At 35.7% G+C, this 25,972-nt stretch carries 18 protein-coding genes and 2 pseudogenes; 18 read left to right on the top strand and 2 right to left on the bottom strand.

What is annotated here, in order from left to right; genetic code table 11:
- The first annotated feature begins 86 nt into the window (after positions 1 to 86).
- From H6H03_RS16595 to H6H03_RS16520, 16 genes and pseudogenes are all read left to right on the top strand, one after another.
- Positions 87 to 3,359: a PfaB family protein gene (locus H6H03_RS16595; protein WP_190956172.1), complete on the top strand. Its 3,273-nt coding sequence runs from the start codon at positions 87 to 89 to the stop codon at positions 3,357 to 3,359.
- 52 nt (positions 3,360 to 3,411) lie between these two features.
- The gene (locus H6H03_RS16590; RefSeq protein ID WP_190956171.1) at positions 3,412 to 5,073 is read left to right on the top strand and encodes a PfaD family polyunsaturated fatty acid/polyketide biosynthesis protein; all 1,662 of its coding nucleotides are present in this window, start codon (positions 3,412 to 3,414) and stop codon (positions 5,071 to 5,073) included.
- 14 nt (positions 5,074 to 5,087) lie between these two features.
- Positions 5,088 to 6,386: a hypothetical protein gene (locus H6H03_RS16585; RefSeq protein ID WP_190956170.1), complete on the top strand. Its 1,299-nt coding sequence runs from the start codon at positions 5,088 to 5,090 to the stop codon at positions 6,384 to 6,386.
- 171 nt (positions 6,387 to 6,557) lie between these two features.
- The gene (locus H6H03_RS16580) at positions 6,558 to 6,845 is read left to right on the top strand and encodes a 2Fe-2S iron-sulfur cluster-binding protein (RefSeq protein ID WP_190956169.1); all 288 of its coding nucleotides are present in this window, start codon (positions 6,558 to 6,560) and stop codon (positions 6,843 to 6,845) included.
- Between the two features lie 184 nt (positions 6,846 to 7,029).
- A complete protein-coding gene (locus H6H03_RS16575) occupies positions 7,030 to 7,335 on the top strand; it encodes an acyl carrier protein (RefSeq protein ID WP_190956168.1) in 306 nt (101 codons plus the stop codon).
- Between the two features lie 37 nt (positions 7,336 to 7,372).
- Entirely contained in the window at positions 7,373 to 8,701 is a 1,329-nt protein-coding gene (locus H6H03_RS16570) for a phthiocerol/phthiodiolone dimycocerosyl transferase family protein (RefSeq protein ID WP_190956167.1), read from the top strand.
- Between the two features lie 159 nt (positions 8,702 to 8,860).
- A complete protein-coding gene (locus H6H03_RS16565) occupies positions 8,861 to 10,738 on the top strand; it encodes a TubC N-terminal docking domain-related protein (RefSeq protein WP_190956166.1) in 1,878 nt (625 codons plus the stop codon).
- Between the two features lie 535 nt (positions 10,739 to 11,273).
- Positions 11,274 to 12,926 carry a cyclic peptide export ABC transporter gene (locus H6H03_RS16560; RefSeq protein WP_190956165.1) on the top strand — a complete coding sequence of 551 codons (1,653 nt, stop codon included), beginning with the start codon at positions 11,274 to 11,276 and terminating at the stop codon, positions 12,924 to 12,926.
- On the top strand, positions 12,913 to 14,277 hold the full coding sequence (locus H6H03_RS16555; RefSeq protein ID WP_190956164.1) for a hypothetical protein: 1,365 nt from the start codon (positions 12,913 to 12,915) through the stop codon (positions 14,275 to 14,277). Before H6H03_RS16560 ends, H6H03_RS16555 begins: the two co-directional genes overlap by 14 nt.
- A 204-nt stretch (positions 14,278 to 14,481) precedes the next feature.
- Positions 14,482 to 15,369, top strand: a complete 888-nt coding sequence (locus H6H03_RS16550) for an SDR family NAD(P)-dependent oxidoreductase (RefSeq protein WP_190956163.1) — start codon at positions 14,482 to 14,484, stop codon at positions 15,367 to 15,369.
- Positions 15,370 to 15,627: 258 nt separating this feature from the next.
- On the top strand, positions 15,628 to 16,509 hold the full coding sequence (locus tag H6H03_RS16545) for a hypothetical protein (RefSeq protein WP_190956162.1): 882 nt from the start codon (positions 15,628 to 15,630) through the stop codon (positions 16,507 to 16,509).
- A 168-nt stretch (positions 16,510 to 16,677) separates the two neighbouring features.
- On the top strand, positions 16,678 to 17,316 hold the full coding sequence (locus tag H6H03_RS16540) for a class I SAM-dependent methyltransferase (RefSeq protein ID WP_190956161.1): 639 nt from the start codon (positions 16,678 to 16,680) through the stop codon (positions 17,314 to 17,316).
- A gap of 225 nt (positions 17,317 to 17,541) precedes the next feature.
- A complete protein-coding gene (locus tag H6H03_RS16535; RefSeq protein WP_199338960.1) occupies positions 17,542 to 17,901 on the top strand; it encodes a DMT family transporter in 360 nt (119 codons plus the stop codon).
- 434 nt (positions 17,902 to 18,335) lie between these two features.
- Positions 18,336 to 20,294, top strand: coding sequence for a PAS domain-containing sensor histidine kinase (locus H6H03_RS42240; protein ID WP_190956160.1), 1,959 nt, complete (start codon positions 18,336 to 18,338; stop codon positions 20,292 to 20,294).
- Positions 20,295 to 20,297: 3 nt separating this feature from the next.
- Positions 20,298 to 21,812 carry a hybrid sensor histidine kinase/response regulator gene (locus tag H6H03_RS16525; RefSeq protein ID WP_190956159.1) on the top strand — a complete coding sequence of 505 codons (1,515 nt, stop codon included), beginning with the start codon at positions 20,298 to 20,300 and terminating at the stop codon, positions 21,810 to 21,812.
- A 272-nt stretch (positions 21,813 to 22,084) separates the two neighbouring features.
- Positions 22,085 to 22,666, top strand: a pseudogene (locus tag H6H03_RS16520) (bifunctional ornithine acetyltransferase/N-acetylglutamate synthase); the annotation flags it as partial.
- A 10-nt stretch (positions 22,667 to 22,676) separates the two neighbouring features.
- Here H6H03_RS16520 and H6H03_RS40370 read toward each other — a convergent pair.
- Entirely contained in the window at positions 22,677 to 23,279 is a 603-nt protein-coding gene (locus tag H6H03_RS40370) for an IS630 family transposase (RefSeq protein ID WP_242057867.1), read from the bottom strand.
- Complete coding sequence (locus H6H03_RS40365; RefSeq protein ID WP_242065743.1) at positions 23,237 to 23,632, bottom strand: helix-turn-helix domain-containing protein; 396 nt, start codon at positions 23,630 to 23,632, stop codon at positions 23,237 to 23,239. Before H6H03_RS40365 ends, H6H03_RS40370 begins: the two co-directional genes overlap by 43 nt.
- A 69-nt stretch (positions 23,633 to 23,701) precedes the next feature.
- Between H6H03_RS40365 and H6H03_RS16510 the strand changes: the two are divergent.
- Together H6H03_RS16510 and H6H03_RS16505 are read left to right on the top strand one after the other, a co-directional pair.
- Positions 23,702 to 24,049 (top strand): annotated as a pseudogene (locus H6H03_RS16510) (bifunctional ornithine acetyltransferase/N-acetylglutamate synthase); the annotation flags it as partial.
- 544 nt (positions 24,050 to 24,593) lie between these two features.
- A complete protein-coding gene (locus tag H6H03_RS16505; protein WP_190956158.1) occupies positions 24,594 to 25,796 on the top strand; it encodes an AAA family ATPase in 1,203 nt (400 codons plus the stop codon).
- Positions 25,797 to 25,972: the final 176 nt, after the last annotated feature.

Here is a 25,972-nt window from a genome sequence, read left to right as displayed (position 1 = left end):
TTGCTGAATCTTTCTCCATATAGGTGATATTTTACCTGATTCAGCAACACCAAAAAATCTATTAAATCAGTTTGAGGAGATAGGTGATGGAAGAATTTGCAAAAAATAAAATTCCTAAAATAGCAATTGTAGGAATGGATTGCTATTTAGGCGGCGGTTGCAAGGGATTAGATACCTTTGAACGCAGTATTTATGAAGGAACTCAGCATTTTATTTCTATACCTCCTCAGCGATGGCAAGGAATAGAAACACAAGAAAAGTTGCTGAAGAAGTCCGATCTTGATGAAGACTTTGCACCATTAGGCGCATACATCAAAGATTTTGAAATTGATGCTTTACGTTTAGGAATCCCGCCAGAAGAAGTAGAGAATTTTGAACCTCAAGATTTGTTGATGCTTGAGGTAGCCGATCGCACTTTGAAAGATGCCGCACTTACTCAAGGAACAAGAATAGCAATTATTCTTGTTACTGCTACAGAATTGACTCTAAATCAACTTCCAAAAACAGACATTAACAAACACAGTGAATATCCAAGTTATATCGAAAACAATCTGGCTAATTATATTTCCAAATTGTGGAATTTTGCTGGCCCCGCGTTTACATTAAATGCTGAAGATGATTCTGTTTTCAAAGCCTTTGAACTTGGACAAAAATTACTGGCAATTAGAGAAGTAGACGCTGTTTTAGTTGGTGCAGTTGAGCTTGCTGGAGATAGCGCTAGTGTTTTATTAAGAAATCAAGCTGCAAAAATCAACACAGGTGTAAACACTCTCAGTTACGATGAAAATGTCAATGGTTGGATAGTAGGCGAAGGTGCAGCGGCTGTAGTTTTAAAACTCTATGAAACAGCAAAACAAGAAAACGATCGCATCTATGCAACAATTGACGCCCTCAGTCTCATAGAAAATTCCATAAATTCCAGTCCCCAAGAAGCAGTAACACAAGCTTGTCAGGTAGCTTTTGAGCTTGCAAATATCAAACCAAAGGATATTAATTATTTAGAAGTTGTTGGTAGTGGAATTGCACAGCAAGATGAGTCAGAAATTCAAGGTTTGATTCAGGTATATGGCACATCTGAAGTCAATTTAAGTTGTGCAATTGGTAGCGTCAAAGCAAATATTGGCCACACCTATGCTGTATCGGGAATAGCCAGTTTAGTGAAAACAGCATTGTGTTTATATCATCGCTATATTCCCGGAGTTCCCAACTGGTCTAAACCTAAAATACCAGAGGTTTGGCAAGGTAGTCCTTTTTATATCCCTACTGAATCAAAACCTTGGTTTCTAGAAAAAGGAAGTATTAAAAGAATAGCTGCCATTAATGGGATGGAGGTAGATGGGAGTTATGCACATTTAATTTTGTCTGAGGAAGTAAGCCACAAGCATTATAGCAGCAAATATTTACAGCAAATGCCTTATTATTTATTTGCGATCGCTGCTGATGACCAATCAAGTTTATTAGAAGAAATCCGCAATCTTCAAGAAAGTCTTAAAAACTGTTCTTCCCTATCTGCTGCTGCTAGCCAGACTTTTGCAACTTTTCAACAGCGTCAACACGCGACTTATACTCTAGCAATTCTCGGACATAATCAAGATGAATTGCAGCGGGAAATTCAGCATTCCCTCAAAGGTGTTACTAATGCTTTCGAGACAGGAAAAGATTGGCAAACTCCTTTAGGCAGCTATTTCACAGCAAAACCACTTGGACAAAAAGGTAAAATCGCTTTCGTTTATCCAGGTGCTTATAGTGCTTATCTTGGACTAGGGAGAAATCTATTTCGTTTATTCCCTCAACTTTATGATGACCCTCTCATCGGTAGCGTTTATAAACGTGTAGCTAACGTAGAAAAGCTGATTTATCCTCGAAGTTTAGAAAGATTATCCAATAGGCAATTAGAAGCTATTGAAAAGCAATTTCTCGATGATTCAGTAGCAGTATTGGAATCAGAAATGGGCTGTGCTGGAATGATGACAGCAATTTTAAAAAATTATTTTCAAGTAAAGGCTCAATGTGCTTTTGGTTATAGTCTGGGCGAAATTAGCATGATGTTGGCTCAAGGTGTCTGGACTCAGTTTGAAGAAGGTAGTGACGGCTTTAATTCATCATCTCTATTGAAGACAAGGCTATCTGGGCCGAAAAATGCTGTGCGCGAGTATTGGGGATTATCTCAAGCAGAAGATGGTAAACATGAAAATTTCTGGCGTAACTATATTGTTATGTGTCCAGTATCTCGTGTGAGAGAAGCAATTAAACACCAAAAGCGAGTTTATTTGCCTTTAATTAATACTACAGAAGAAGTGGCGATCGCTGGTGATATCCAAGCGTGTCAGCGGGTAATTACCAATCTCAATTGTGATGCTTTTTCTGCTCCTTTCACCCATGTTATTCACTGTGAACCAATGTGTTCTGAGTACGATGAACTTGTGAGATTAAATACATTACCTACCCAAAACGTACCAGAAACGATCTTTTATTCCGCAGCCGAGTATAAACCGATTAAACTAGACAGCCATTCTATCGCTCACAATATTGCTAAAAACCTCTGTCAACAGCTTAATTTTCCTCAGTTAATTAACCGCGTTTATCAAGATGGTTTCAACATATTTATTGAAGTAGGCGCAGGTAGTAACTGTTCTAGATGGATTGATAAAGTCCTCAACCAAAAAGAACACATTACAATAACACTTAATAAAAGAGGTGTAGACGATCATACTTCTTTTATTAAGGCTTTAGCAAAACTTGTGAGTTATAAAGTTCATCTAGATTTATCACCACTATATTCTCCATTACAAAAAAAATTCTCCACCGCCAAGTCTAAAATTACAAATATAGTTTTAGAAAGCAGTAAGACTAATTACACATTTTTGAAAAAGAACAATCAAAAAATTGTTCAAGATATAGATTTACATTCCACCATTAATGCGAAACAACACCAATATACACTACCAAAGTTAAAGGAATTGACACCAATGAATGCTTTTGTTACAGAAACTCCTGTCAAAAATGCTGAAAATTTTTCTAGCCAACTAGAGAATATATCAGAGCCAACCAATCTTCCAAATAGTAGCCAACCTACTCAGTTATTATTAAAAGAACGCAATTTGCAAACTGTAGAAAAATCGCAAATTAACGGAACTCAGACGACAGAAGAAAATCATCAATACAATTTAACCGCTTACAATCTAGAGAAATCCCAATTATTGAACTTCCGCAGCCCTTTTTATCAAAAATTGAGCGAAAATGCTTCCCAGATGACCAAAGCTCATGGTGTTTTTTTACAAGGGCGACAAGAGTCGCTAAAACAAATCAGCGCCATGATTCAATTGCAAATAGCTTGCTATCAAAAGTTATTTGACTAATAAGATTCACATAACTTTATTCAACTATATTACCTGAACAGAGGGATAAAACATGATTAGTACGAATAATACATTAAATAAAAATGGAAATTATCTCAAAATATCAGAATCTACTCATGCTCATAATCAAATTTGGCAGGGTATTTTAGATTCTGCTTCATTTCATGAAACAGGCATAAAATCTAAGTTGCTAAATTTAGATAAACCCTGTTATATTATTAGAGTTGAAGGAAAAATTGGTGTAACTAACGAAGGCCGTTTATATCCTTACAATCAAGAAAAAACTGAACAGGCAGAAATAATAATAGCTGTTCCACCAATATCAACTCAACAGTTAGGCGATTCAAATTTTCTCAACTTTCATGGTGTAAAATATGCTTATGCCACGGGAGCAATGGCTCAAGGTATTGCTTCCGAAGAACTGGTAATTGCTCTTGGTAAAGAGAGAATATTAAGTTCATTTGGGTCTGGTGGCTTATCTCTTGGTCGTGTCGAAGCAGCCATTAATCGTATTCAACAAGCTTTACCCCAAGGGCCTTATGCTTTTAATTTACTCCACAGCCCCAGTGAACCTGCTATTGAACGCGGTGTAGTTGATTTGTATCTTAAATATCAAGTAAGAACAATAGAAGCTTCTGCGTTTTTAGATTTGAGTGACAACATCATCTATTACCGGGCTGCTGGACTTGGTTTGAATGCAGCTAATCAAATCGAAATCAAAAATAAAATCATTGCCAAAGTTTCTCGCAGAGAAGTTGCAACTAAATTTCTTCAACCTGCTCCCACAAAAATTTTAAAGCAATTAGTTGAGCAAGGTTTAATCACTGAATTACAAGCAACCCTAGCCCAAAAAATTCCTGTAGCTGATGATATTACTGTAGAAGCTGATTCTGGTGGTCATACAGATAATCGTCCTCTGGTTTGTTTGTTACCTTCTATCTTGGAATTACGAGATGAAATTCAAAACAAATATTGTTATGAAAAACCGGTGAGAGTTGGAGTTGCAGGAGGAATCGCTACACCAAAATCAGCCTTAGCTGCCTTTATGATGGGGGCTGCTTATGTTGTGACCGGCTCAATTAATCAGTCTTGTATTGAAGCTGGAACTTCTGAACATACTAAACATTTGCTAGCTCAAGCCGAGATGGCTGATGTGATGATGGCTCCAGCAGCAGATATGTTTGAAATGGGGGTAAAACTCCAAGTTCTTAAAAGAGGAACTCTCTTTCCTTTACGAGCGCAAAAACTGTTTGAATTATATAAAAATTATGACTCAATTGAAGATATTCCCCTAGCAGAAAGAGACAAGTTGGAAAAACAAGTTTTACGAAAAAGCTTAGAAGCAGTTTGGGAAGAAACAGTTACTTATTTGTCTCAACGCAATCCTGATAAATTAACCAAAGCTGTTAACAATCCCAAACTAAAAATGGCTTTAATTTTCCGTTGGTATCTTGGATTATCATCTCGTTGGTCTAATTTTGGCGAAAAGGGGAGAGAAATGGATTATCAAATTTGGTGTGGCCCAGCTATGGGTAGCTTCAACGACTGGGTTAGAGATTCTTATTTATCTGATTCAAAAAATCGTCATGTAGTTGATGTTGCTAACCACATTATGACTGGAGCAGCGTTTTTATACCGGATTCAAAGTTTAAAAATCCAGGGTTTACAAATGCCAGCTTCCTATAGTGAATATCGCCCAGTTAATTTTCAATAAAGGAGAAAAATCACATGAATACTGTTCAAATCGATCGCAGAATTCCTAATATCCAAAATAAGCTTTTTGAGCAGGCACATAGCAATGCCCTAGAATTAAAACCGGTTGCTATAGCTATGAGCAAACAAGGGATTAAAGGAGAAAAGCTGTATTGCCATCCTGGGATGCTGCCTTTACCCATACCAATTTGTGAATATCTGCTTTCTTTTAACAGTCGGCAAAAAGCAATTTTATCAGCAACATTCTTTGCAAATTTTTATAAGTATGTTGCCAATAGCGAATATCAGTCTCTGATATCTAATATGAGTATTGCGGAGAAAGTTTTTGCTCCATACTCAGACGAATTTATGATCCTTCATCAGGAAACTAATGAAGAGATGGATCATATTTGGTCATTTAGAACAGTATATAATATGGTCTGCCGAGAAATAGGAATTCAAAGTTCGTTTGATGAGCCTAGTTTTTTCTATGGAACTGTTGGTATAGTACATCAATCAGATTTTGAAAAATTTGATACTCGTTTTACTTTTGATGAAAGCTTGAATGCAATTTTGTCTCATCTCCAAAAAGGAAAAAGCTTTCTGAAAAACATAGTGGAAGAGACACAGCAGCAAGGTAAAAATTTCACATATCGAACTTTACGGTTTATGGTTGGGGATGCCATGAGAATGTTACCAGCCGAAAAAGTTCAAGAAAGTGGCTTGGGTAGTTTGACTTTGCTGTATCGGTATATGGCTAACGTAGAACTAAAAAAAAGCGAAGCATATTTATTTGATTCTCCCGAAGATTTTGACTATGAACCATTAGCTTTTGAGTTAAATCAAGGTCATTTAACAGATGAAGCACGTCATTACACAACATCTTTTGAGCTAGGAGTAGAACTGTATAAAGTAGCTCCTCCGGAGGCTCAAGATTTTGTTAGACATTTCCTAGAGATAATTGTGGAAGACTATATTAATGCTAGTTACACAACTTATTTGGAGAAGTTAGATCTTACTGCCCAAGGAATGTTGTTAACTGATACTAGAATTGGGCTGAATTCACTACGTATGTCTCTGCATCATCCGGAATTAGCTAATAAGCAGGTAGATATCAGCCAACTAGTTGATTCTTGGAGACAGCTAAGCTCAAAGTGGCGAAATATCATTGGTTACATGGAACAAAAGAGTTGGCAATACAAATCCCAGCAACTAGAGCGTTTGATTAAAGAACTGGGATTAGAGTTAAATACAACTAAGTTGGGTAACCGCTATCAGCGTTATCAGGATGCTCTGGCGATTAAAGAGATTTACAAGCTTCTTGAAGTTGCCTAATAGTTGTCAGAATGGGCTACGCCCCGCTGCGCTAACAGAAGTCAGAATTATGGAAGCATCAAAATAACATTTGATTACTGAAAATTTTTGATTTCTGATTTTTTATCGCTAAACACTTGGGATATTAGTTATATCTGTTAACTTTTTTTCAAAATCAGGGTGAATTTAGCAATGATAGTGTCTATTCATTTTGAAGATGATGATAAAACAGTGCAAGTCAAAGCAAATCAACGTTTAACAAAGATTTGTGACGAACATCCTAGTTCAATTTTTTTTGGTTGTCGTAGTGTTGCATGTGGAACTTGTTTGATAGAAGTTGTGAGTGGGATAGAAAATTTAACTCCTGTCAGGGATGAGGAGCAAATTTTACTTGATGTGTTGGCTCCAGATAATCCCAATGTTCGCCTAGCTTGTCAATGCGTAATACAAGGTGATATTCGGATTCGGGTAGCTAATTAGTTAATAATTATCACGTAGCCAAATATATATTTGGCAAACATGAAATAGATGTAATTTTGGTACAGCTATAACTAGGGCAATAGAGATTTTTGGCATCGGTAGATAGTGACCAAAATTCCCCAATAAACAGACTAAATAGTGGCGATCGCTAAATCTATTTTCTCATAAAATTAAAGGTGTGAAAATGAGCCAGTCTACTCCTGAAATAATTAAAAAGCAGTCTTATACCGCAGAAGAAATTCAAGCTTGGATAGTTTCTCATATTGCAGAGCAGTTGGCAGTCGAACCTAAAGATATAGATGTGCGGCAGCCTTTAGATAGCTACGGTTTAGAGTCAGCACAAGCAATGCTTCTTGTTAGCAAAGCCGAGAAGTTATTTGGTTTTGAACTATCTCCAATTTTATTGTGGCGTTATCCCACTATTGAAACATTGTCTGAGCGTTTAGCCGAAGAATGTAAAGCTTCACAGTCAGAAATTTTTGAGATTTAAACGTCAAAACTGTTCTTGAACAGTTATCAAAATTCAAATGATTTACAACAGAAAGCTGGGACGCCTTGAACAGGCTATGGAACTTTTAAATAGCCGTGCTAAAACCTGGAATATCGTAACTATTAGCCGTATCAATGGCTGTATCGATGAAGAAACTATGACACAGGCTTTGAAAATAATTCAGTGCCGCCATCCTCGTCTTAATTCCCGAATTGTGCGTTCTTGGAATAGTCTCAGCTTTCAAACTCAAGAAACAGTAAATATTCCTTTGCACCTTGTCAAAGCGTTAGATAACTACCAATGGCAAGAAGTTGTTCGCCAAGAGATGAACCAGGTAATTGATAGTAGTAAAAGCCTGCTCAGAGTGGTTATTGTCTATGTTTTAGGTGATGAACCTATAAACTATTTAATCACAACAGTACACCATGCGATCGCAGATGGTTTATCATGCATCCGACTTCACTCAGAAATCTTAACTTTTTGCCAAAAAATTGTGTCAGGCGAACCAATTGATTCAGTTACTAGCTTAACCCCACTCCTACCTATTGAAGAACTAATGCCTCAATGGACTAAGGGGTTTAGAGGTAGGATAAATAGCACGATTTTTTTGTTACAGCTTGGGTTACAAGAAATCTTGAATCGACCAAAAACATTAGGTTTTGAAAAGTATGTACCTATTCCAAAGCGTAGTTGCAATATTATCCACAGAAAACTTGACCAAGATTTAACCCAAAAGTTTGTAAATTGCTGTAAACAAGAAAATACAACGGTACACAATGCTTTATGTGCTGCAATGATGTTGACGGTAGCTAAAACAATAACTAAAGGTTTTAAAAAGGATATACGAGTAAATTGCTTATCCTATCTCGATTTGAGAAGACATTTAGAACCTGCAATTAGTGATAAAGATCTAGCTATATTGGCCTCTTCTATCATGCAATTTCATCTGATAAAACCAAACAGTTCCTTTTGGGAATTAGCTAGGGAAGTGAAACATAAGTTGGAAGCGAGTAAAAAGCATGGCGATCTTTTTAGAATGGTTTTAATTGCTAAAGGACTTATAGATTTTTGTTTCATTTGTCCCAAAAAAATAGCCGCCACAGTGTCTGTTTCTAATGTTGGTAAAATTAATATTCCCAGAAACTACGGTAATTTTGAACTCGAAGAAATCAGTTTCATTAGTTCTAATAGTTTTTTTGCAGGTGTTTTTGCGATTCATGTTTCCACATTCCAAGAAAAAATGTTTTTAAATGTTGCATTCTCTCAACCTTCAATTAGTCAAAAGACTATGGAGAATCTTGTAGATAATCTCATGTCTAATATTTTTGATATTTGCAATTTAAACGATAATTTCTCTCAAAATTAAAAATATTGCATAGCAAAAGTTCACTGTAGCAAGCAATGAGAACTTATAACCAATGAAAAAACTACCGATTACAAATTCTACATTTGTTTTTAAATCCCGCAACTCTTCTTGAAAGACTGGCAAAACAATATTTAAAAAAAATTAGGAGATTATCAAACTATGAACGTATCAGAACTTGTAGAAAACCTTACGCAACTCGGTGTTAATTTGTGGATTGATAACGATAAATTAAAGATTCGCTCCCCAAAAGGAGTAATCACACCAGACATTCAAGAAAAAATAGTTGCTTATAAAGCAGAAATTGTCGCATTTTTGCACGAAATGGATGTAGCTATAGATTTAGAGTCTGCGCCTTTACCTCAAGGATTGAATCTTCAAACTATCGGCCGTTTAATTGGCGGATTCGCTCAGCAATCATCAGTGGAATATAAGCCACCAATTATCGATCCCAAAATTATGGCTCAAAAGCTAATAGTTACATTTAAACCTTTATCTAAGAGTTACAGTAACCAAGAAATTTTGAAATTTCGCCAAGAATTACAAGATAAACTAAAATATTACGGTGTCAAAATTTTACCTTGGGAAGAAGCGATCGCAGAATTGAACTATGACCTTCTACTCCCGATAATTAACAAAAAGAAGAATTTTAAATTTAAGGGAATTAAATCAGAAGTCAATGCAATTATTGATGTAGAAATTCCTCCTTCTTTTATCAGAAGATTGGGTATTGTTGTTGCAGAAACTATCTATCAAATTTATTCTACATTAATCTTAAACAATCGGCAAATTCCTGTAATTAAAATAGCGAGATTGAGCAGTTGGGCTGAAGATTATGCAGCTAAATATGTTGATAATCCCAGTAAAACGCAAGTAATTGTAATTACTAAAATTGACCATGATTTCATTAATCCTCTCATTCCTTATAAACAAAAAATTAACATTGGATTAAACACTTTAATTAGAACATTTTCAGAAATTGTTATTGGTGTATCATCTGATAAAATTTCCATATTAAACATGAATCTTTCAGATTCCATTTTTACAAGAAATGAGATTGGAAATTTTGTTTTAAAATCACTAATCCCTAAAGTTTTTGTACCAATTGCTCCACTCTTATTAAGTCGATTTGAAGTAGAGCAGTATAATCCTCAAGAATCTATTTATGCTGCACAACTAGTAAGATTAGGTCAAGAGTTGGCATCAACAGGTTTATTTCCTCCTGGTTTTAAGCTGGATGAAGTTATTAAAAGAAAATCCCATAGAGATATTGTTAGCATCATTATAAATGGTAGAACAGGTGTTTCTTATGGTTTTGTTGCTTACGCTGAACCACCACAATATTTTGGAGAAATAGAAATTACAAAAAATGAGTGGGAAAATCTATTACCTGTTTCAGGATTTAGTACTAATGAAATTCGTCAAAATGACAAAGGTAGACGTTATGCTAAAATCAAAAAATTAGAAGAGTATGTATTTAGGCAAATACCCGATATTTGGCTTGTAAGCTCTCGCTCAGGGTCTAATAAAACAGACTTGAATATCGCTGACGATGTTATCAGAATTGGTTTGAAAGAAAAGCTATATCTCCAATTACCTAAAGTGATTCGTTCGGAGTTAGCAGATATGAAACCTTCTTATGATATCTATGTCATGCTTGCTATCAGTCTTTCTGCTGCTTTATATACACCAGAATTAATCAAAGATGGCGCGCCAATTGTCCATTTCCACGGCTATCCAGCATTTGATTGGTTTAAATCAAATGAATACTGCGTTGGAGTTGATAATCCTTCCGTTCCTTGTGGAACTTATGAATCTGGTGTCTTCAATTTTTTGGGTATTTCTAGCTTGGCTAATCAACAACTAAGCAACATATCTTTAGTTAGTTTAATCGAACCAGATCATGGCGCAAATTTTATAGCTCATGATTTGGAATATTTAGTTCAAAGATTGAAAGATGGCTGTACACAGGGACAAATTGAACTAGGTGGGAAACATTTTGCTTCTCTAAAACCTAAGATAGAAGAATGCAGAATGTAAAATGTATAAAAAAAGCTAAGTAGGCTAAGTTACTTCCTCAGCCTATTATTAAATACTTATTGTTTGGTTTGGTTTCGTTTAACTCAACTTACTATAGTAATTCTATATGAGTTGTGATAATTCAAAGCTACAAAACCCCGACTTATCAAATAAGCCGGGGTTTTTATTTACACATTTATCTCAAGTGAGAATAACTGTATATGATGAGTTGCATATGAGTTGCGATTGAGTATCTCACTGGGATAGTATGCTTATACATCAGAACTTGATGGGTTAATTAAGCGATTTAAACATTGCGTTGACAGCAATAATATGATTGTTAGCATACACTAGCTTTAGAAAACCTCTATTCTGCAACTTATAGCTAGTTTTGGATTCATTAAAACATGAATTTTTATTGCTTATAGTAACAATTTCTTGAGTTACCGCACTTGATTTAAAGATTTTCAATATTAAGCATAAATAACGAGTATTTAACCATGAATAAACAACATGGGTCAAGTCAAAGACTATGCGTTGTTAATTAATCACTATTATGAATCTAATTCGCCTACTATTACGTACTTCTTCTCTTCACCTCAGTCTGGCAATGCTAGCTGGTATTTTAAGCGGTAGTACTGCTGCGGGTTTAATTGCTCTAATTAATACGACATTGAATCAAAACCAGCCATCGAAAACTATACTGTTTTGGAGTTTTGTTGGTCTCTGTTTACTACGGCTAATTGCTAATTTTCTTTCTCAAATTTTGTTAATCCAAGTTTCACAAAAAGCAATTCTCAGCTTGCGAATATTTTTAAGTCGTCGTATTTTAGACTCCCCTTTACGACATTTAGAAAAAATTGGTTCTCATGCTCTTTTAGCTGTTCTCGTGGAAGATATCCAAACAATCTCTAACACAATTATTATTATTCCTTTTTTATCCATTAATATTGCTATTGTAGTTGCCTGCCTAATTTATTTGAGTTGGTTATCTAAACTGATTTTCCTTATAGGTATTGGCTTTATGTTTTTGGGAATATTCAGCTATTCACTACCAACAATGAAAGCCATGTCTTTTTTGAAGTTGGCTCGCGAACAAGAAGATAAATTGTTTAAACATTTCCGCACCATAACTCAAGGCATAAAGGAACTCAAACTACACCGCAGAAGACGGCAAGCATTTATTTCAGAAGATCTGCATAAGACTGCTCTATCATCTCGTCATCATAATGTTGTCGGTATGAGCATATTTGCTGCTGCTGCTAGTTGGGGGCAAATTTTATTTTTTGTTGCCATTGGTTTGCTTTTATTTACTTTACCTACTATTAATAAAATTCATCCTACAATTTTATCTGCCTACGCTCTAACGATTATTTATTTAATATCACCTCTAGAGTATATTATGAGTACAATGCCTAATATAACTAGAGCGTTAGTTGCCTTAAAAAAAGTAGAATCTTTAGGTCTTTCATTGGCAACATATTCAAATGAAATTGTTGATAATACCTTATTACTATCCCATAAATATAAATGTTTAGAAATTGTAAATCTTACTCATAGCTACTATCATGAACAAGCAGAAAGCAGTTTCGTACTTGGGCCGATTAACTTGAAATTTCATCAAGGAGAAATTGTTTTTATTCTAGGAGGTAATGGTAGTGGTAAATCTACTCTTGCTAAATTAATTACTGGCCTTTACATGCCTGAAACAGGAAATATTTATCTAGATGGTAATCTTATTAATAATCAAAATTTAGAATGGTATCGTCAGCAGTTCTCCGTAGTATTTTCTGATTTTTATCTTTTCGATCGCTTTCTGGGTTTTGATAATAATAATCTCGATGCTGAAACTCAAAAATACCTTGTCAAATTGCAACTTGACCATAAAGTTAAGGTCAAGAATGGCGTACTTTCTACGACAGACCTTTCTCAAGGACAACGCAAACGCCTTGCTCTGCTGACTGCTTACCTTGAAGATCGTCCCATCTATATGTTTGATGAGTGGGCATCAGATCAAGATCCTGTGTTCAAGGAAATTTTTTATACTCAACTTCTTTTAGAGCTAAAGAATAGAGGAAAAACTGTACTGGTTATTAGCCACGATGACCAATATTTTTATTTAGCAGATAGAATCGTCAAGCTGGAATACGGTCAAGTAAAAACTGAACATTTAAATAATAGAAAGGAGCGAATTAATGTTTTTGAATAATTTACTCAAACTATCTAATGAATCGAGAAACTTTTCCCCAGAAAAAATTACATTACGGGAAAAACAAAACAGAACTTTAAGTGCAGATGTAAAATCTGTTCTGTATTATAGAGATTGGATTCAGGCTCAAACTAACCATACTTTCGACAAGACCCGAATATTAGGAATAGTTGCAGCCACTAAAGGAGCCGAAAATTATTTACCTTATACTATCCCTAAAATTATTCAACAAATTTCGGAAATAGGAATGACGACTGATATAGTCATTGGTTTAAATCATGGCTTTGAATGTCCCGGTATTATCGACCGTTTTACTTTGCTGCAAAATACCCAAATCATTCATCTATATACTGAGGAAAAGTTAGCAAACAATATTCCAGCACCAATATTTGACAATATAATGTGCCAAGGTAAACCATATTGTTTAACTAACATTGACCCTTACCAATACAGACATAGAATATTTGTTATCCATCAAAAACAGGGGCAATACTCAGCAGGAAAAATTAGAGTTTTGGGAGATATTTATGGTTCATTACTACTCAAGAGTATTGAACATGGATGGATACCGCCTGCCCTTTTAATGACTTTTGATGCTGAATCTCAGTTTTTAATAGCACGCAATTATTCAGTTATAGATTTAGAATCTAATGGCTTAAAATTAATAATAAATCAACTCCTAAATTCCCCAGAAATCGATATTTTAGGTACAAGAAATAAGTTCGCAGTTTACCAAAAAGCAATAGTAGATGGAATTGAAGTTTTGCTACCTGATTTTAGTGAAGAACTGCCTCCTATCCAATGGTTTATAGATATTGCTCATGGTAGATTCAGTAGCTTTCAGTGTAAATGGGGAGGAGGCACATTTGGCAAAACTGATGTGATCGTTAGTTTGTTAGTAGTAATTTCTATAAATTATCCAGGCATTAGAACTGAAGATACTCAACTCACAATCTTAAGCAAGTATGCAGGCTTTATAGGTGACATATTTTTAGATGTGATTTCTACAAACAGAACTCCCAGGATCGCAGATATGACGACGGAACACCCGCAAAGAAAAGCTTGGATAGAACAAATTTATAGATGGTTAACTTCTGTTGAGTCATTAAAATTACTTTATGGAAAGCATAATATTAGCATGTTGGTAAATATTGGTTTTCCTTGGTTTACATTGACTCACCCAATTACATTTTTGAAGCTAGTAATGGCAAACAAAAGTATTAATTTATATACTATTTTTAATCAAAGTAAATTATTATTACTTAGTTTTTTTTACTATTATAAGATCCAAAGCTATAGTACTAAAAATCCTGATATTTTACAAGGCGATCGAGCAAAAGCTTTTTGGTAAAAGTATTCTATTTAGTAAAAAATATGCTGTGTATTTGTAGCTCATTTAATTTAACTTATTCAGCCATTATACTAAAAAGGCTGCGAAAAAATTAATAAAAATCAATAGTGAAGCTTTCTAAAAAAAAGCTCTTATCTAAAGCTGAAATTTTTGTTTAGTTTTAAATGCTGTGACAGTAATAGATTCAAACTTAAGGTGTTTACCATGACGAATTTAGCTGCTAAAACAATACTTTTGACAGGTGCATCACGCGGTTTAGGAGTATACATTGCTCGTGCTTTAGCCAGGGAACAAGCAACTGTAGTTTGCGTTTCTCGTTTTAAGTCAGGACTAGACATAACATGCGCTCAAATAAAAGCTTTGGGTGGCAAAGGGATAAGTATTCCCTTTGATATTAAAAATGTGGCAGAATTATCAACTCTTAAACAGCAAATTAATAAAGCTGTTGGCCCAGTAGACATTATAATTAATAATGCTGCCATAGAAATTTACCGAGATTTTGTTGATTATTCTCTAGAAGATCTCCAGTCAATATTGACAATTAATCTACTTGCTGCTGCGGAATTAACCCGTTTGTTTCTACCAAGTATGTTGGAGCGGCGTACTGGTCACATTGTTAATATTGCTTCTCTGGCTGGTAAAAAGGGAGTCCCATATAACAGCATTTATTCTGCAAGTAAAGCTGGTTTGATTATGTGGACTGATGCTATGCGGCAAGAATTAGCTGCTACTAATACTAATATCTCGGTAATCTGTCCGGGATATATCTCCGAAGCTGGTATGACTGTTAATAGCCGGATACCTGCACCTTGGCTAGCAGGCACATCTACACCAATAGATGTAGCAAATGCAGTGATTCAAGCTATCAAACAAAACAAAGCGGAGATAATTGTTAATCAAAATCTGCTAACAGCAAATATGACTAAACTAATGTTTGCTATTGGGCAATTTTGTCCAGAGCTTGTAGATAAAGTTTACCATTGCTTAGACATAGTTAAACTGAACCGCAAGCGTGCAAATGCCAACATTTTTGCCACAGATCGTAGTGCTGCATCAGTTCATCATTATGGAATATATCAGAAAAGAAGTTAAGTCATTTGAATAATTGATTTCAAGTTAGATGAAGAAGTTTACACTAACATTTCAATTCGCTTGCATATTTCTGGCTATCTTAATCTGTAATAGCGATTCGCTCTGTTAATAGATAAATGCAGATCGGATACCTTGTATTAGAAAAGCGATCGCTATTCACTATCGATCAAGTATCAAAAATCTAATTAGATGCTCAATTGTAATTTCAATAGGAAACATATAACTTTTTGTACTCCCACTAACAGAGGATATTAGCTAATGTATTTTACTGAAGAACCAATTACAATTTTTACTGTACCTAAAGCCTTTAAAGGACATATTGGTATTATTCAAAAAAACGCAATCAAGAGTTGGAAATTACTTTCTCCCCAACCTCAAATACTCTTGTTTGGTAACGAGGAAGGCATCGATGAAATTTCTAAAAATTTAGATGTAATTCACATACCAAATATTCAATTAAATGAATATGGTACTCCCTTGTTAGATGGTATATTTCGACAGGCCCATGAACTTGCTAAAGGTTCTATTTTGAGCTATGTAAATACTGATATTATTCTTTTAAATGATTTTTTATTAGCTGTCAAGCAATTACAAACCGTATCTTTCGATCATTTTGTCATGACTGGACAGCGTACTGATGTGAACATTACAGAACCGCTGAACTTTGACATACCTGGTTGGGACAGCAAGCTTCGTCACTTTATTTTAAAACACGGAGCATTAGCGTCAATTGTATGTATGGATTATTTTGTATTTCCTAAACCGCTCTATGCTGAAATTCCATCTTTTGCTGTTGGAAGAGGTCATTGGGATCATTGGATGGTTTATCATGCCCGTCAATTAGGAATGCCGATTGTTGATGCCACAGATGTAGTTACAGCCATACATCAGAATCATAACTATACTCACTTACCAGGTGGTCGGGGTGTAGCGTATGTCAAGGGTGACGAAGCTAAACAGAATGCTAAATTAGCAGGAGATGTGCATATGCCTAATGGATTTGTTGCAACCTGGAAGCTAACACCTTGGGGACTGAAAAAGCGTAACTCCTTATCTGCTCTTTTCTCATTTATGGTTGACATGCCTCGTTTTGCTAAGTTGATTAAAGATATTAGTTTTAATACTAAATCCAATGCATAAAAATTCAAAAATGTGTTTTGGGTATTGCGTTGGCTAGCAATTAAGCAATAATTACTACCTGCTTGAATATTAATAGAATTCAATAGCTAAGCGTCAAATATAGCTAGTAAACGGCTATTGTATTCACCGACAATTAAACATTAAGCCCATAATTTAAGGATTCAACTTATGAATATTACTTTCTATAAAAGTTTAATTCCAGTGTATTTACGCCTCAAATATGCAAATATAAAAAGCAAGTTTTTTCCCCTTAATTTATCAGCAGTTGAAACGGAAAAAATCAATCTTCATTTAGGATGTGGTTTTGTTATACATCCTAAATTTGTTAACGTTGATCTTTTAGCAGCACCTCATATTCACTATCAAATATCAATCGATAAACTATCTCCTTTTGAAGACAATAGTGTAAACCTCATATACGCTTCACACTGTTTGGAACATTTTCCCCATACTAAAGTTCCTAAAGTTTTATCTGAATGGTTTCGCGTGCTGAAAAAAGGTGGTATCTTACGTTTATCTGTTCCTGATTTTGATTTATTGCTAAACATCTACAAAAAAAACGGAAACAACATTGATACGATTTTAGCCATTCTAATGGGAGGTCAGGATTATGAACATAACTTTCATATGACAACATTCACTAATTCTAGTGCAGAAAAATTACTAAAAAGAGTAGGATTTAAAGAGATTCGACAATGGCAACCAAATTCTTGTGAAATGACTACCTTTAACGATTATTCTGTATATCAACATTTCGTTGCAGGTAAATTTTATCCTGTAAGTCTTAATATTGAAGCAGTAAAATAAGATACAAAATCTTATTTTACTTGTGACAATTATTCTAGGCAAGTAACATTGAGACAATTTAGGAGTACTATAAATTGTCTCAATTTAATATTTTTAACATATAGAGAAATTCCTACAATATTCAGTTTTATGAAATAAGCGATCACTATCGTTATTCAAAATCGACAAGCGCTCAAAAAGAGAGTTTATTATGGCTTATCAAATAATTTTTTTAACCAGGATTCTATGAATATAAATTTTACTTTCAACACATGGAGTTTTGTTTTCGCTGCTAGCATCAATAGTTGCATTGGGAATTTGTTATTAAAGCGATCGCGTCTTGAAGCTCCCGATCCTGGTTTAGTATCATTGTTATTGTCCCCTTGGTTTATCAGCGGACTGGTTTTCTATAGCATAAACGTTGTGCTATTTGGCAAAGCATTAGATAAATTACCAGTTTCAACAGCTTACCCTGTCTTCGCTGGGTTGGGATTTGGCCTGATTGCTATTACTGGAAGTTGGTTTTTTGGAGAACGCCTTGGCCTCAACCAACACCTTGGGCTAGGAATAATTTTGATTGGCATCATTGTTATGTCACGTTCTTAATTTATTAATCTCAATTTGCGATCCTTACAAGCGGCAGAACCTCGACTTATTACCAAAAGTCGGGGATTTTGTTTTTCATTAATCATTGTGGATTACTTGCTATATATAAATGGTTGATTTCAGAAGATCTACGGTAACAATCACTAAAGCGATCGCGGTATTTTAATTTAGATAAATCTTAAATTTTCAAGTTAAAAACTTTACAAAGTATGAGTAAACAATGATGTAGAAGCCACAGCCAACGTCCAAGCGTACTCAAGCCTAGCCTACAGTTTGTGCTTGATACTACAGCAATAGTATGACCAACGCTGAATGTTTTCTCTTTTCAAATGTGAGAAGCCACACTCTAGGCGTCTGTGCGTCTACGAAGCTAGGCAAAAAATCTCTCACACTCTGGCTTCCATAAGGACTTGTGCAGTATATGGGTTTTGAGCATGGAATTTTTAAATAATTTTTTCTCTGCTAAAGAGTTTATTCCTCACGGACATTGCTACCTCTGGAAACCAGGACTGGTATGGTTGCATTTACTTTCAGATGTGCTAACTGGACTTGCTTATTATTCAATTCCAGTAATGTTAATTTATTTTGTTCGCAAACGACGAGATGTCCCTTTTGACTGGATATTCCTGATGTTTAGCACATTCATTGTTGCTTGTGGCACAACTCATTTAATGGATGTGTGGACGCTTTGGTATCCTACTTATTGGGTCTCAGGGTTAATTAAAGCTATTACCGCTTTTGTCTCCGTAGTTACCGCCTTAGAGCTTGTGCCATTGATACCTCAGGCATTAGCTTTACCGAGTCCTGCTCAACTAGAGGCGGCCAACTGTCAACTAGCAAAGGAAATTGCTGAGCGCAAACGCACTGAGGAAATTTTAAGAGAAAGCGAACAACGCTGGCAATTAGCTTTACGTGGTAATAATGATGGAATTTGGGACTGGAATCTTAAAAGTAATGAAGTTTTTTTCTCCACTCGTTGGAAGGAAATGCTAGGTTACCAAGACCACGAAATTTCTAACCATCTAGATGAAATGTTGACACGGGTGCATCCTGAGGATCTCAATTGGGTAACACAAGCTGTTCAAGATCACTTTGCAAAAAAAACACCGTTTTACATTACCGAGCATCGAGTTTTATGTAAAGATGGCAGCTACAAATGGGTTTTAAATCGGGGTCAAGGACTGTGGGATGAAAACGGTAATGTAGTGCGGATGGCAGGTTCGCACACGGATATAACTGAGCGCAAGCAAGCAGAGGAAGCGCTCAGTAGTCTACTTAACCAACTAGAAAACATAGTTGAGGAACGGACAGCAGAGTTAACAAGAATTAATCAATCATTACAAGCAGAAATTACTCAGCGCCAACGAATGGAAGCAGCATTGCGGGAAAGCGAACAGCGATTCCGGTCTGCATTTCATCAAGCTGCTGTCGGCATTGCTCATGTGGAAATAAATGGAAGATGGTTGTTAGTTAACCAGAGGCTTTGCGATATTGTTGGTTACACACTCGAAGAACTACAATTGATAACTTTTCAAGATATTACGCACCCAGACGATCTTGAGGCTGACCTAAAATATGTTGACGAGATTTTAGCAGATCGTATTCAAACTTACTCAATGGAAAAGCGCTTTTTCCGCAAAGATAATTCCATTGTTTGGGTTAACCTCACAGTAGCTTTGATGCGTGAATTTAGCACAGAGCCAAAGTATTTTATTTCTGTAATTGAAGATATTAGCGATCGCAAGCATTCGCAAGAGCAAATCAAAGCATCACTTTTAGAAAAAGAGGTGTTATTAAAAGAGATTTACCATCGGGTAAAAAACAATTTACAGGTTATTTCCAGTTTGCTAAATTTGCAATCTGGCTATATCAAAGACAAAGATGATTTGGTTATATTTCAACAAAGCCAGCAGCGAATTGCATCAATAGCTCTGATTCACGAAAAATTATATCAATCCCAAGACTTGGCAAGGATTAATTTTAGGGAATATACTCAAGACTTGGTAGTAAGTTTATTGACTGCATACGAAGTCAATGAAGATGCCATCGCCGTCAAAATAAATATTGATGAGGATATTTTACTGAGTTTGGATACAGCTATTCCTTGTAGCTTAATTATCCATGAACTTGTATCTAACTCCTTAAAATATGCATTTCCCACAGGTAGAAAAGGTTCAATTTATATTGAACTTTATCTAAGTGATGGTAATAATTTTATCTTGAAAGTTAGTGATGACGGTGTTGGTTTACCTTCAGACTTTGATTTAAAAAAAATAGCATCACTGGGTTTACAGTTAGTCGATGCTCTCACCTATCAATTAGCAGGAACTATCGATATAAAAGGTGAGAATGGAGTAGAATGCCGATTGATATTTCCATTTATACAAATATAAAATATGACAACCGCCAAAATTTTAGTTGTAGAAGATGAAGCTATTGTTGCGAAAGATTTACAGTATCGATTAAATAAATTTGGTTATACAGTTCCTGCCATCGCCTCTTCTGGAGAAGAAGCTATTAATAAAGCAGTAGAAATATTGCCCGATTTAGTACTAATGGATATTAGACTTAAAGGTAATATGGACGGGATAGAAGCTGCTCAAGAAATCTCTAGGCAGTTGGATATTCCAATAATTTATTTGACTGCTTATGCAGATGATACCACATTACAAAGAGCTAAGATAACTGAGCCATTTGGATATTTGCTCAAACCTTTTAAAGAAAAAGAATTACAAACTAATATTGAAATAACTTTAGTAAAGCATGGTTTAGAAAGGCAATTGAAAGCAAATAAAAAATGGTTGGATGCACTTCTAAAAAGTATCAGCGATGGTGTGATTGCTAGCGATTTGCAAGAATTAGTAACTTTTATGAATCCTGTGGCTGAAAATTTGACTGGATGGAAACAGGAAGAAGCTTTTGGTAGAAATTCATCGGAAGTATTTAATATTGCCAATGGAGAAACTCATCACCCTATTGAAAATCCGATTACAAAAGTGCTTCAAGATGGTAGTATTATCAATTTACCAACAGAAACGATTTTGATTGCGAAAGACGGCGCAGAAATACCAATTGATGATAGTGCTGCACCAATTAAAGATGACAAAGATAACATTACAGGCGCTGTGTTGATATTTCGAGATATTACTGAGCGCAAAAGAGCTATTGAAGCGCGTCAAAGGGAAATTGAGCAAGAGAAACTTGTCAGCCAATTAGAGGAGATAAATGAACTTAAAAATGACTTCTTGAGTTTAGTTTCTCATGAATTGCGATCGCCTCTGAGTAACATCAAAGTCATGATTCAAATGTTACAGACTTCTACTGATATGCAGGAAAATCAGCACTATCTAGAACTGATGGATGCCGAGTGCGATCGTGAACTAGAATTAATCAACGATTTACTAGACTTACAACGCCTAGAAAGCTCATCCTACTCCATAATTACACCTGATGCGTTGTTGTTACAACAGTGGCTACCTTGGGTGATTGAGCGATTTCAAATCCGTATTCAAGAACATCAGCAAACTCTACAGATAAATCTTCCTGCAAATCTCCCGCCGCTGTCCTCAGACGGCACTAGCCTAGAACGAATCTTGGGAGAATTGCTCAATAATGCCTGTAAATATACACCTCCGGGCGGCGAAATTATCCTCAGTGTAGGTCACAATTCTTCAGAAACACCATCAAAAACTATTATTAGTATCAGTAACTCAACAGAAATTCCTGTAACAGAATTACCACGAATCTTTGAGAAATTCTATCGCCTTCCTTATGCAGACATCTGGAATCAAGGTGGCTCAGGATTAGGCTTACCCATAGTACAGAAGTTAGTCGAACAATTGCAAGGAACTATTCAAGTAGAAAGCAGCAATGGATGGACAACATTCACCCTAACATTACCTGATTTATAGTTTGTTAGCTTCTATCAGTTCCAAAAACTGAGATAATTAGAATTCAGAATTCAGAATTCAGGAATCAAAATCAGAAAATTGGGTATTTATAGAGCTTCTCAATCACATGAGATACAAAGTAGGGACGCATAACTATGTGTTCCGACCTTGCTCTGTTAAAAACTTATCATGTTTGACGTTTATTATTCCGTAATTCATACATAATACCTACTGAATTATGGTTCTTGAATTTTGAATTCTTTATTCTGAAGTACATGATTAAATAAAGAAAAATGTCATTAGGTATATCTTCCACACCTCAGGGCTTTAGCGCATTTATTAGTAACTTGGGAATCCGAGATACAACAGATGATTTTGTCTTCATTAAATCAGAAGTTCCTTGTGTTGCTGATGGAGTTTTCACTCAAAGCCTTTTTGCTGGGCCGAGTGTTACTATTAGCCGCGATAATTTAAAAGATTCACAAGCACAAGCAATTGTCGTTATATCTAAAAATGCAAATGTCGCCAATGGTTCTGTTGGTATTGCTGATGCCAAAGAGGTTTTACAATTAGTTGCAGGTGAAACTGGAATTGCTGCACATAATATTGTGATAGCTTCTACAGGTGTCATTGGCAGACGTTACCCCATTGAAAAAATTCGCACTGGTTTATCAGGATTCGGAAAAAAATTGACTGCTGCTGATTTTCATGCAGCAGCCCGTGGTATTATGACCACTGATACAGTAGCGAAATTAGCTACACGTAAAATCGGAAATGCTAACCTGGTGGGAATTGCCAAAGGTGTCGGTATGATTGAGCCGAATATGGCTACCCTCCTAACTTTCTTCTTTACTGATGCTGCTATTGAAGCAAATATAGCGGTTCTCAGTTGGGTGCAATATAGTAACAACAGTGAGTAAACCATCCAATAATGTCTTTTTTAGTCACTGCATCTAGGGCATTTGTGATAGCTTGATCTAATTCTTCGTAGGTTCTGGCAGCTTGCGAACGCAAAAATTCTTTCACCTTCGACCAACAATTTTCAATTGGTGAAAAATCAGGAGAATAGGGAGACAAATAAACTAATCTGGCTCCCACAGCTTCAATCGCTTCGCGGATACCAGTAACTTTATGAGAACTAAAGTTATCCATAACAACAGTTGCGCCTGGCCAAAGATTTGGAACCAAAACTTGAGTAACATAGGTTTCAAATGCCGACGCATTGGTACTACCAGTAAAAGTCATTGCAGCAATGATACCTTCTAACGATATTGCTCCAATCATAGTGACATTCTTGCCCCGACCGTCAGGACGAGTACCATAAGCACGGCTACCTTGGGGTGAACGAGCAAACAGTCTAGTCATAGCGATGTTAACTCCCGCTTCATCAATAAACACCAAGTCTTTGAGGTTGACCTCCCCAATAGTTGTCCAATATTGTGCCCTCAGTTTTTGCACTCGTTCTGTGTATTTTTCACTTGCGTGCAACGTTTTTTTTTGCGCGTCAGATTCAACTTGTGTGTAATTCTGCCCATTGTGGCTCGGCTAACTTTCACACCTGTTCGCTCCTCCAATCGAGAACACAACTCCACCAAGATTGCATCATTATCTTCTTCTACCAAAGTCACTATCAATGCCATCTGTTCGTTGTTAAGTTTAGCCGTATTACCGCCTCCATGTGCCTTTGGCTCAACTGTTCCGCTAGTTCGATATCGCTTTAGTAGCTTTTGGATAAATGTCAAACTCACACTAAATCTTTTTGCCAAGTGTCTTTGAGAACCTTCTTGATTTTTATATGCATCAATCACTTTTTGGCGAAGGTCACTAGAGTATGCTTTCATCCAGATAAACTTTGCTACAGCATTCATCATCTTCCCACATTTTGTATTTCACTCAAGCGAGAACCGCTATATGCACAAGCTAAAAAAGTAGCCAAAGCAATTGTTAATTCACCATTAGTTAAAACCGCTGTCTATGGAGCAGATCCCAATTGGGGAAGGGTTGCTATGGCTATAGGCAAATGTGAAAATGAACAACAAATAAATCCCGAACGAGTTGTTATCAGATTCGACAATGTGAGAGTTTATCCTGATACTTTAACCGCAGAGAATCTGGAAGATTTGCGGCAAATTATGTCCAAAGACAAAGTAGATATTCATGTGAGCCTAAATATTAGTGATGGCGAAGCCTCTGCAACTGTATGGGGTTGCGATCTTTCAGAAGGTTACATAGAAATTAATGGCAAATACTCAACTTAATTATAGTAGTTCTGTACACACAGATAATACAGCTTGACTTTAAAAGTCATACAAATATACCGCAGGGGGGAGAGAATTAAAGACTAATCATTTGTATCAAGATACCTTTGTAGAGGTGCACATCTGTGCGCCCCTACCTTGTACCTGATGTAATTGGAAACCGCTATATTAATTCAGAATTCTAAATTCTGAATTGTAAATTCTTACTAGTAACTATCGCTTCATTCTTACTTGATTCAAAATACACCATTGATGGTTATAGCGTACCTGACTAAAGGACGAAAGGCTACAAGTGTCGCAGCGGCTACATCAAAAGCTTCTCATTTACCAATTACTTGCTAAAATAAATTGACACAAGTAATTTATATGTATTATAGTATAATACATAATAGGATGAGTTACATTAAGAAGACTTGCTAAGCAGTACAGCACGGTGAAAATAAACTTAACATTTGTACGCAATTAGTTGATATTACGAGAAAATTTTTCAAAATCTCCTAATTCAGCACAAAATAACTCGATAACGCTACATACTTAGATAAATATGGATTTTGACTATTATAGAAGCAATGATGGCAGTCCTGCGAATAATACTCGTCAAAGCTTACTTGCTAGCGGTTGGCGGCCGTTTCACCGAGAATTAGACTGGGGCTTTTTATGGCATTTATTGTCTCAGGACTCACGCGAATTAAGCCAAAAAACTTTGAATTTAGCAAGTAATGTCGCTGATATTTTGGGACGAAATAATTATGCTTGGTGGGCAAATTTATTAAATGTTGTTTCTGATAATACGCGTTACGAAATTGAAAAATTTTGGAATTACATCACACCAGATCCTCAATCACCAGATCATCGATACAAAGATATTTTGAGTACGGAAACACCGATAGTTCAATTTGTCAGCCGTAGCAGCATTCCCATTGATTATGTTCTGAATCGGCTGCAAGAAATTACTGTACTGCGTGTTTTACATTTGTTAGCTCGTCCTGACATTATTACCCAATATTATTCAGAAAGAGATTTTTACTTCCCTGTAGAAAAATTTTTTAGTTGGGAACGGTTAGATGTTATCAATACTGTTTATGCTTACTGGTCTGAATATGACGTTTGGTTACAAATCGATCCTTACGATCGCGGACGACGACAATATACTTTAATGGCGAGAAATTTAGCGCCATTAATTAACAAAGCAACTTACGACTTAGCAGTAATGCTGAGTGGATATCAAAGTCGTGTAGGCAAAGTTCACAGTCAATTTCCCATTCGCACATTTCCAGAAGATATCCAAAATTTTACCGATTCCGTACAACAAGCAATTCTCAATCAAAATCAGTTAGCCGTTGTTGTACATGGAGAACCGGGGACTGGTAAAACAGCTTGGACACAAGCAGTAGCAAAAGAAATTCTCGTACCTTTAGGTTTTGTAATTTTCATTTTAGATCATGACGCGATCGCCAACTTTGTCCCACCCACTTACCTAGAACGGATTTGTATAGTAATCAACGAAGCTGATAATTTAGCCCAAAATCGTGCATCTGAAGTAGCACAATACAACAACAAAACCGAACACATTTTGAGTTTGCTGGATGGCACTTTATATCAAAGTGTAATTGATGACTCTGGTATTCAGATGCAGCAAAGATTAGTTGTCTTAATGACTTGCAACACCACTGAAAGATTAGATCCAGCCATGTTACGTAAAGGTAGGGTGGATTTAATGTATGAGTTTACGCAACTATTTGTGTAAAGTCGTTTTTGACAACCAAAATCATAGATAAATTTTCGTTACGAATTTCTGTTTATTTTTTGTTTGCAAATCTCAACCTTTATTTAAATCCCCCACTTATTAAAGAAGTCGGGGATTTTATTGTCCATGAATTATTAACTGTTTATATAGATACATATTCTCATATTTAATAATAA

This window comes from Nostoc paludosum FACHB-159 (assembly GCF_014698835.1).
GTDB lineage: Bacteria > Cyanobacteriota > Cyanobacteriia > Cyanobacteriales > Nostocaceae > Nostoc > Nostoc paludosum.
The sequence above is the reverse complement of the archived record's forward strand: the minus strand, read 5'-3'. Positions and strand labels throughout refer to the sequence as shown.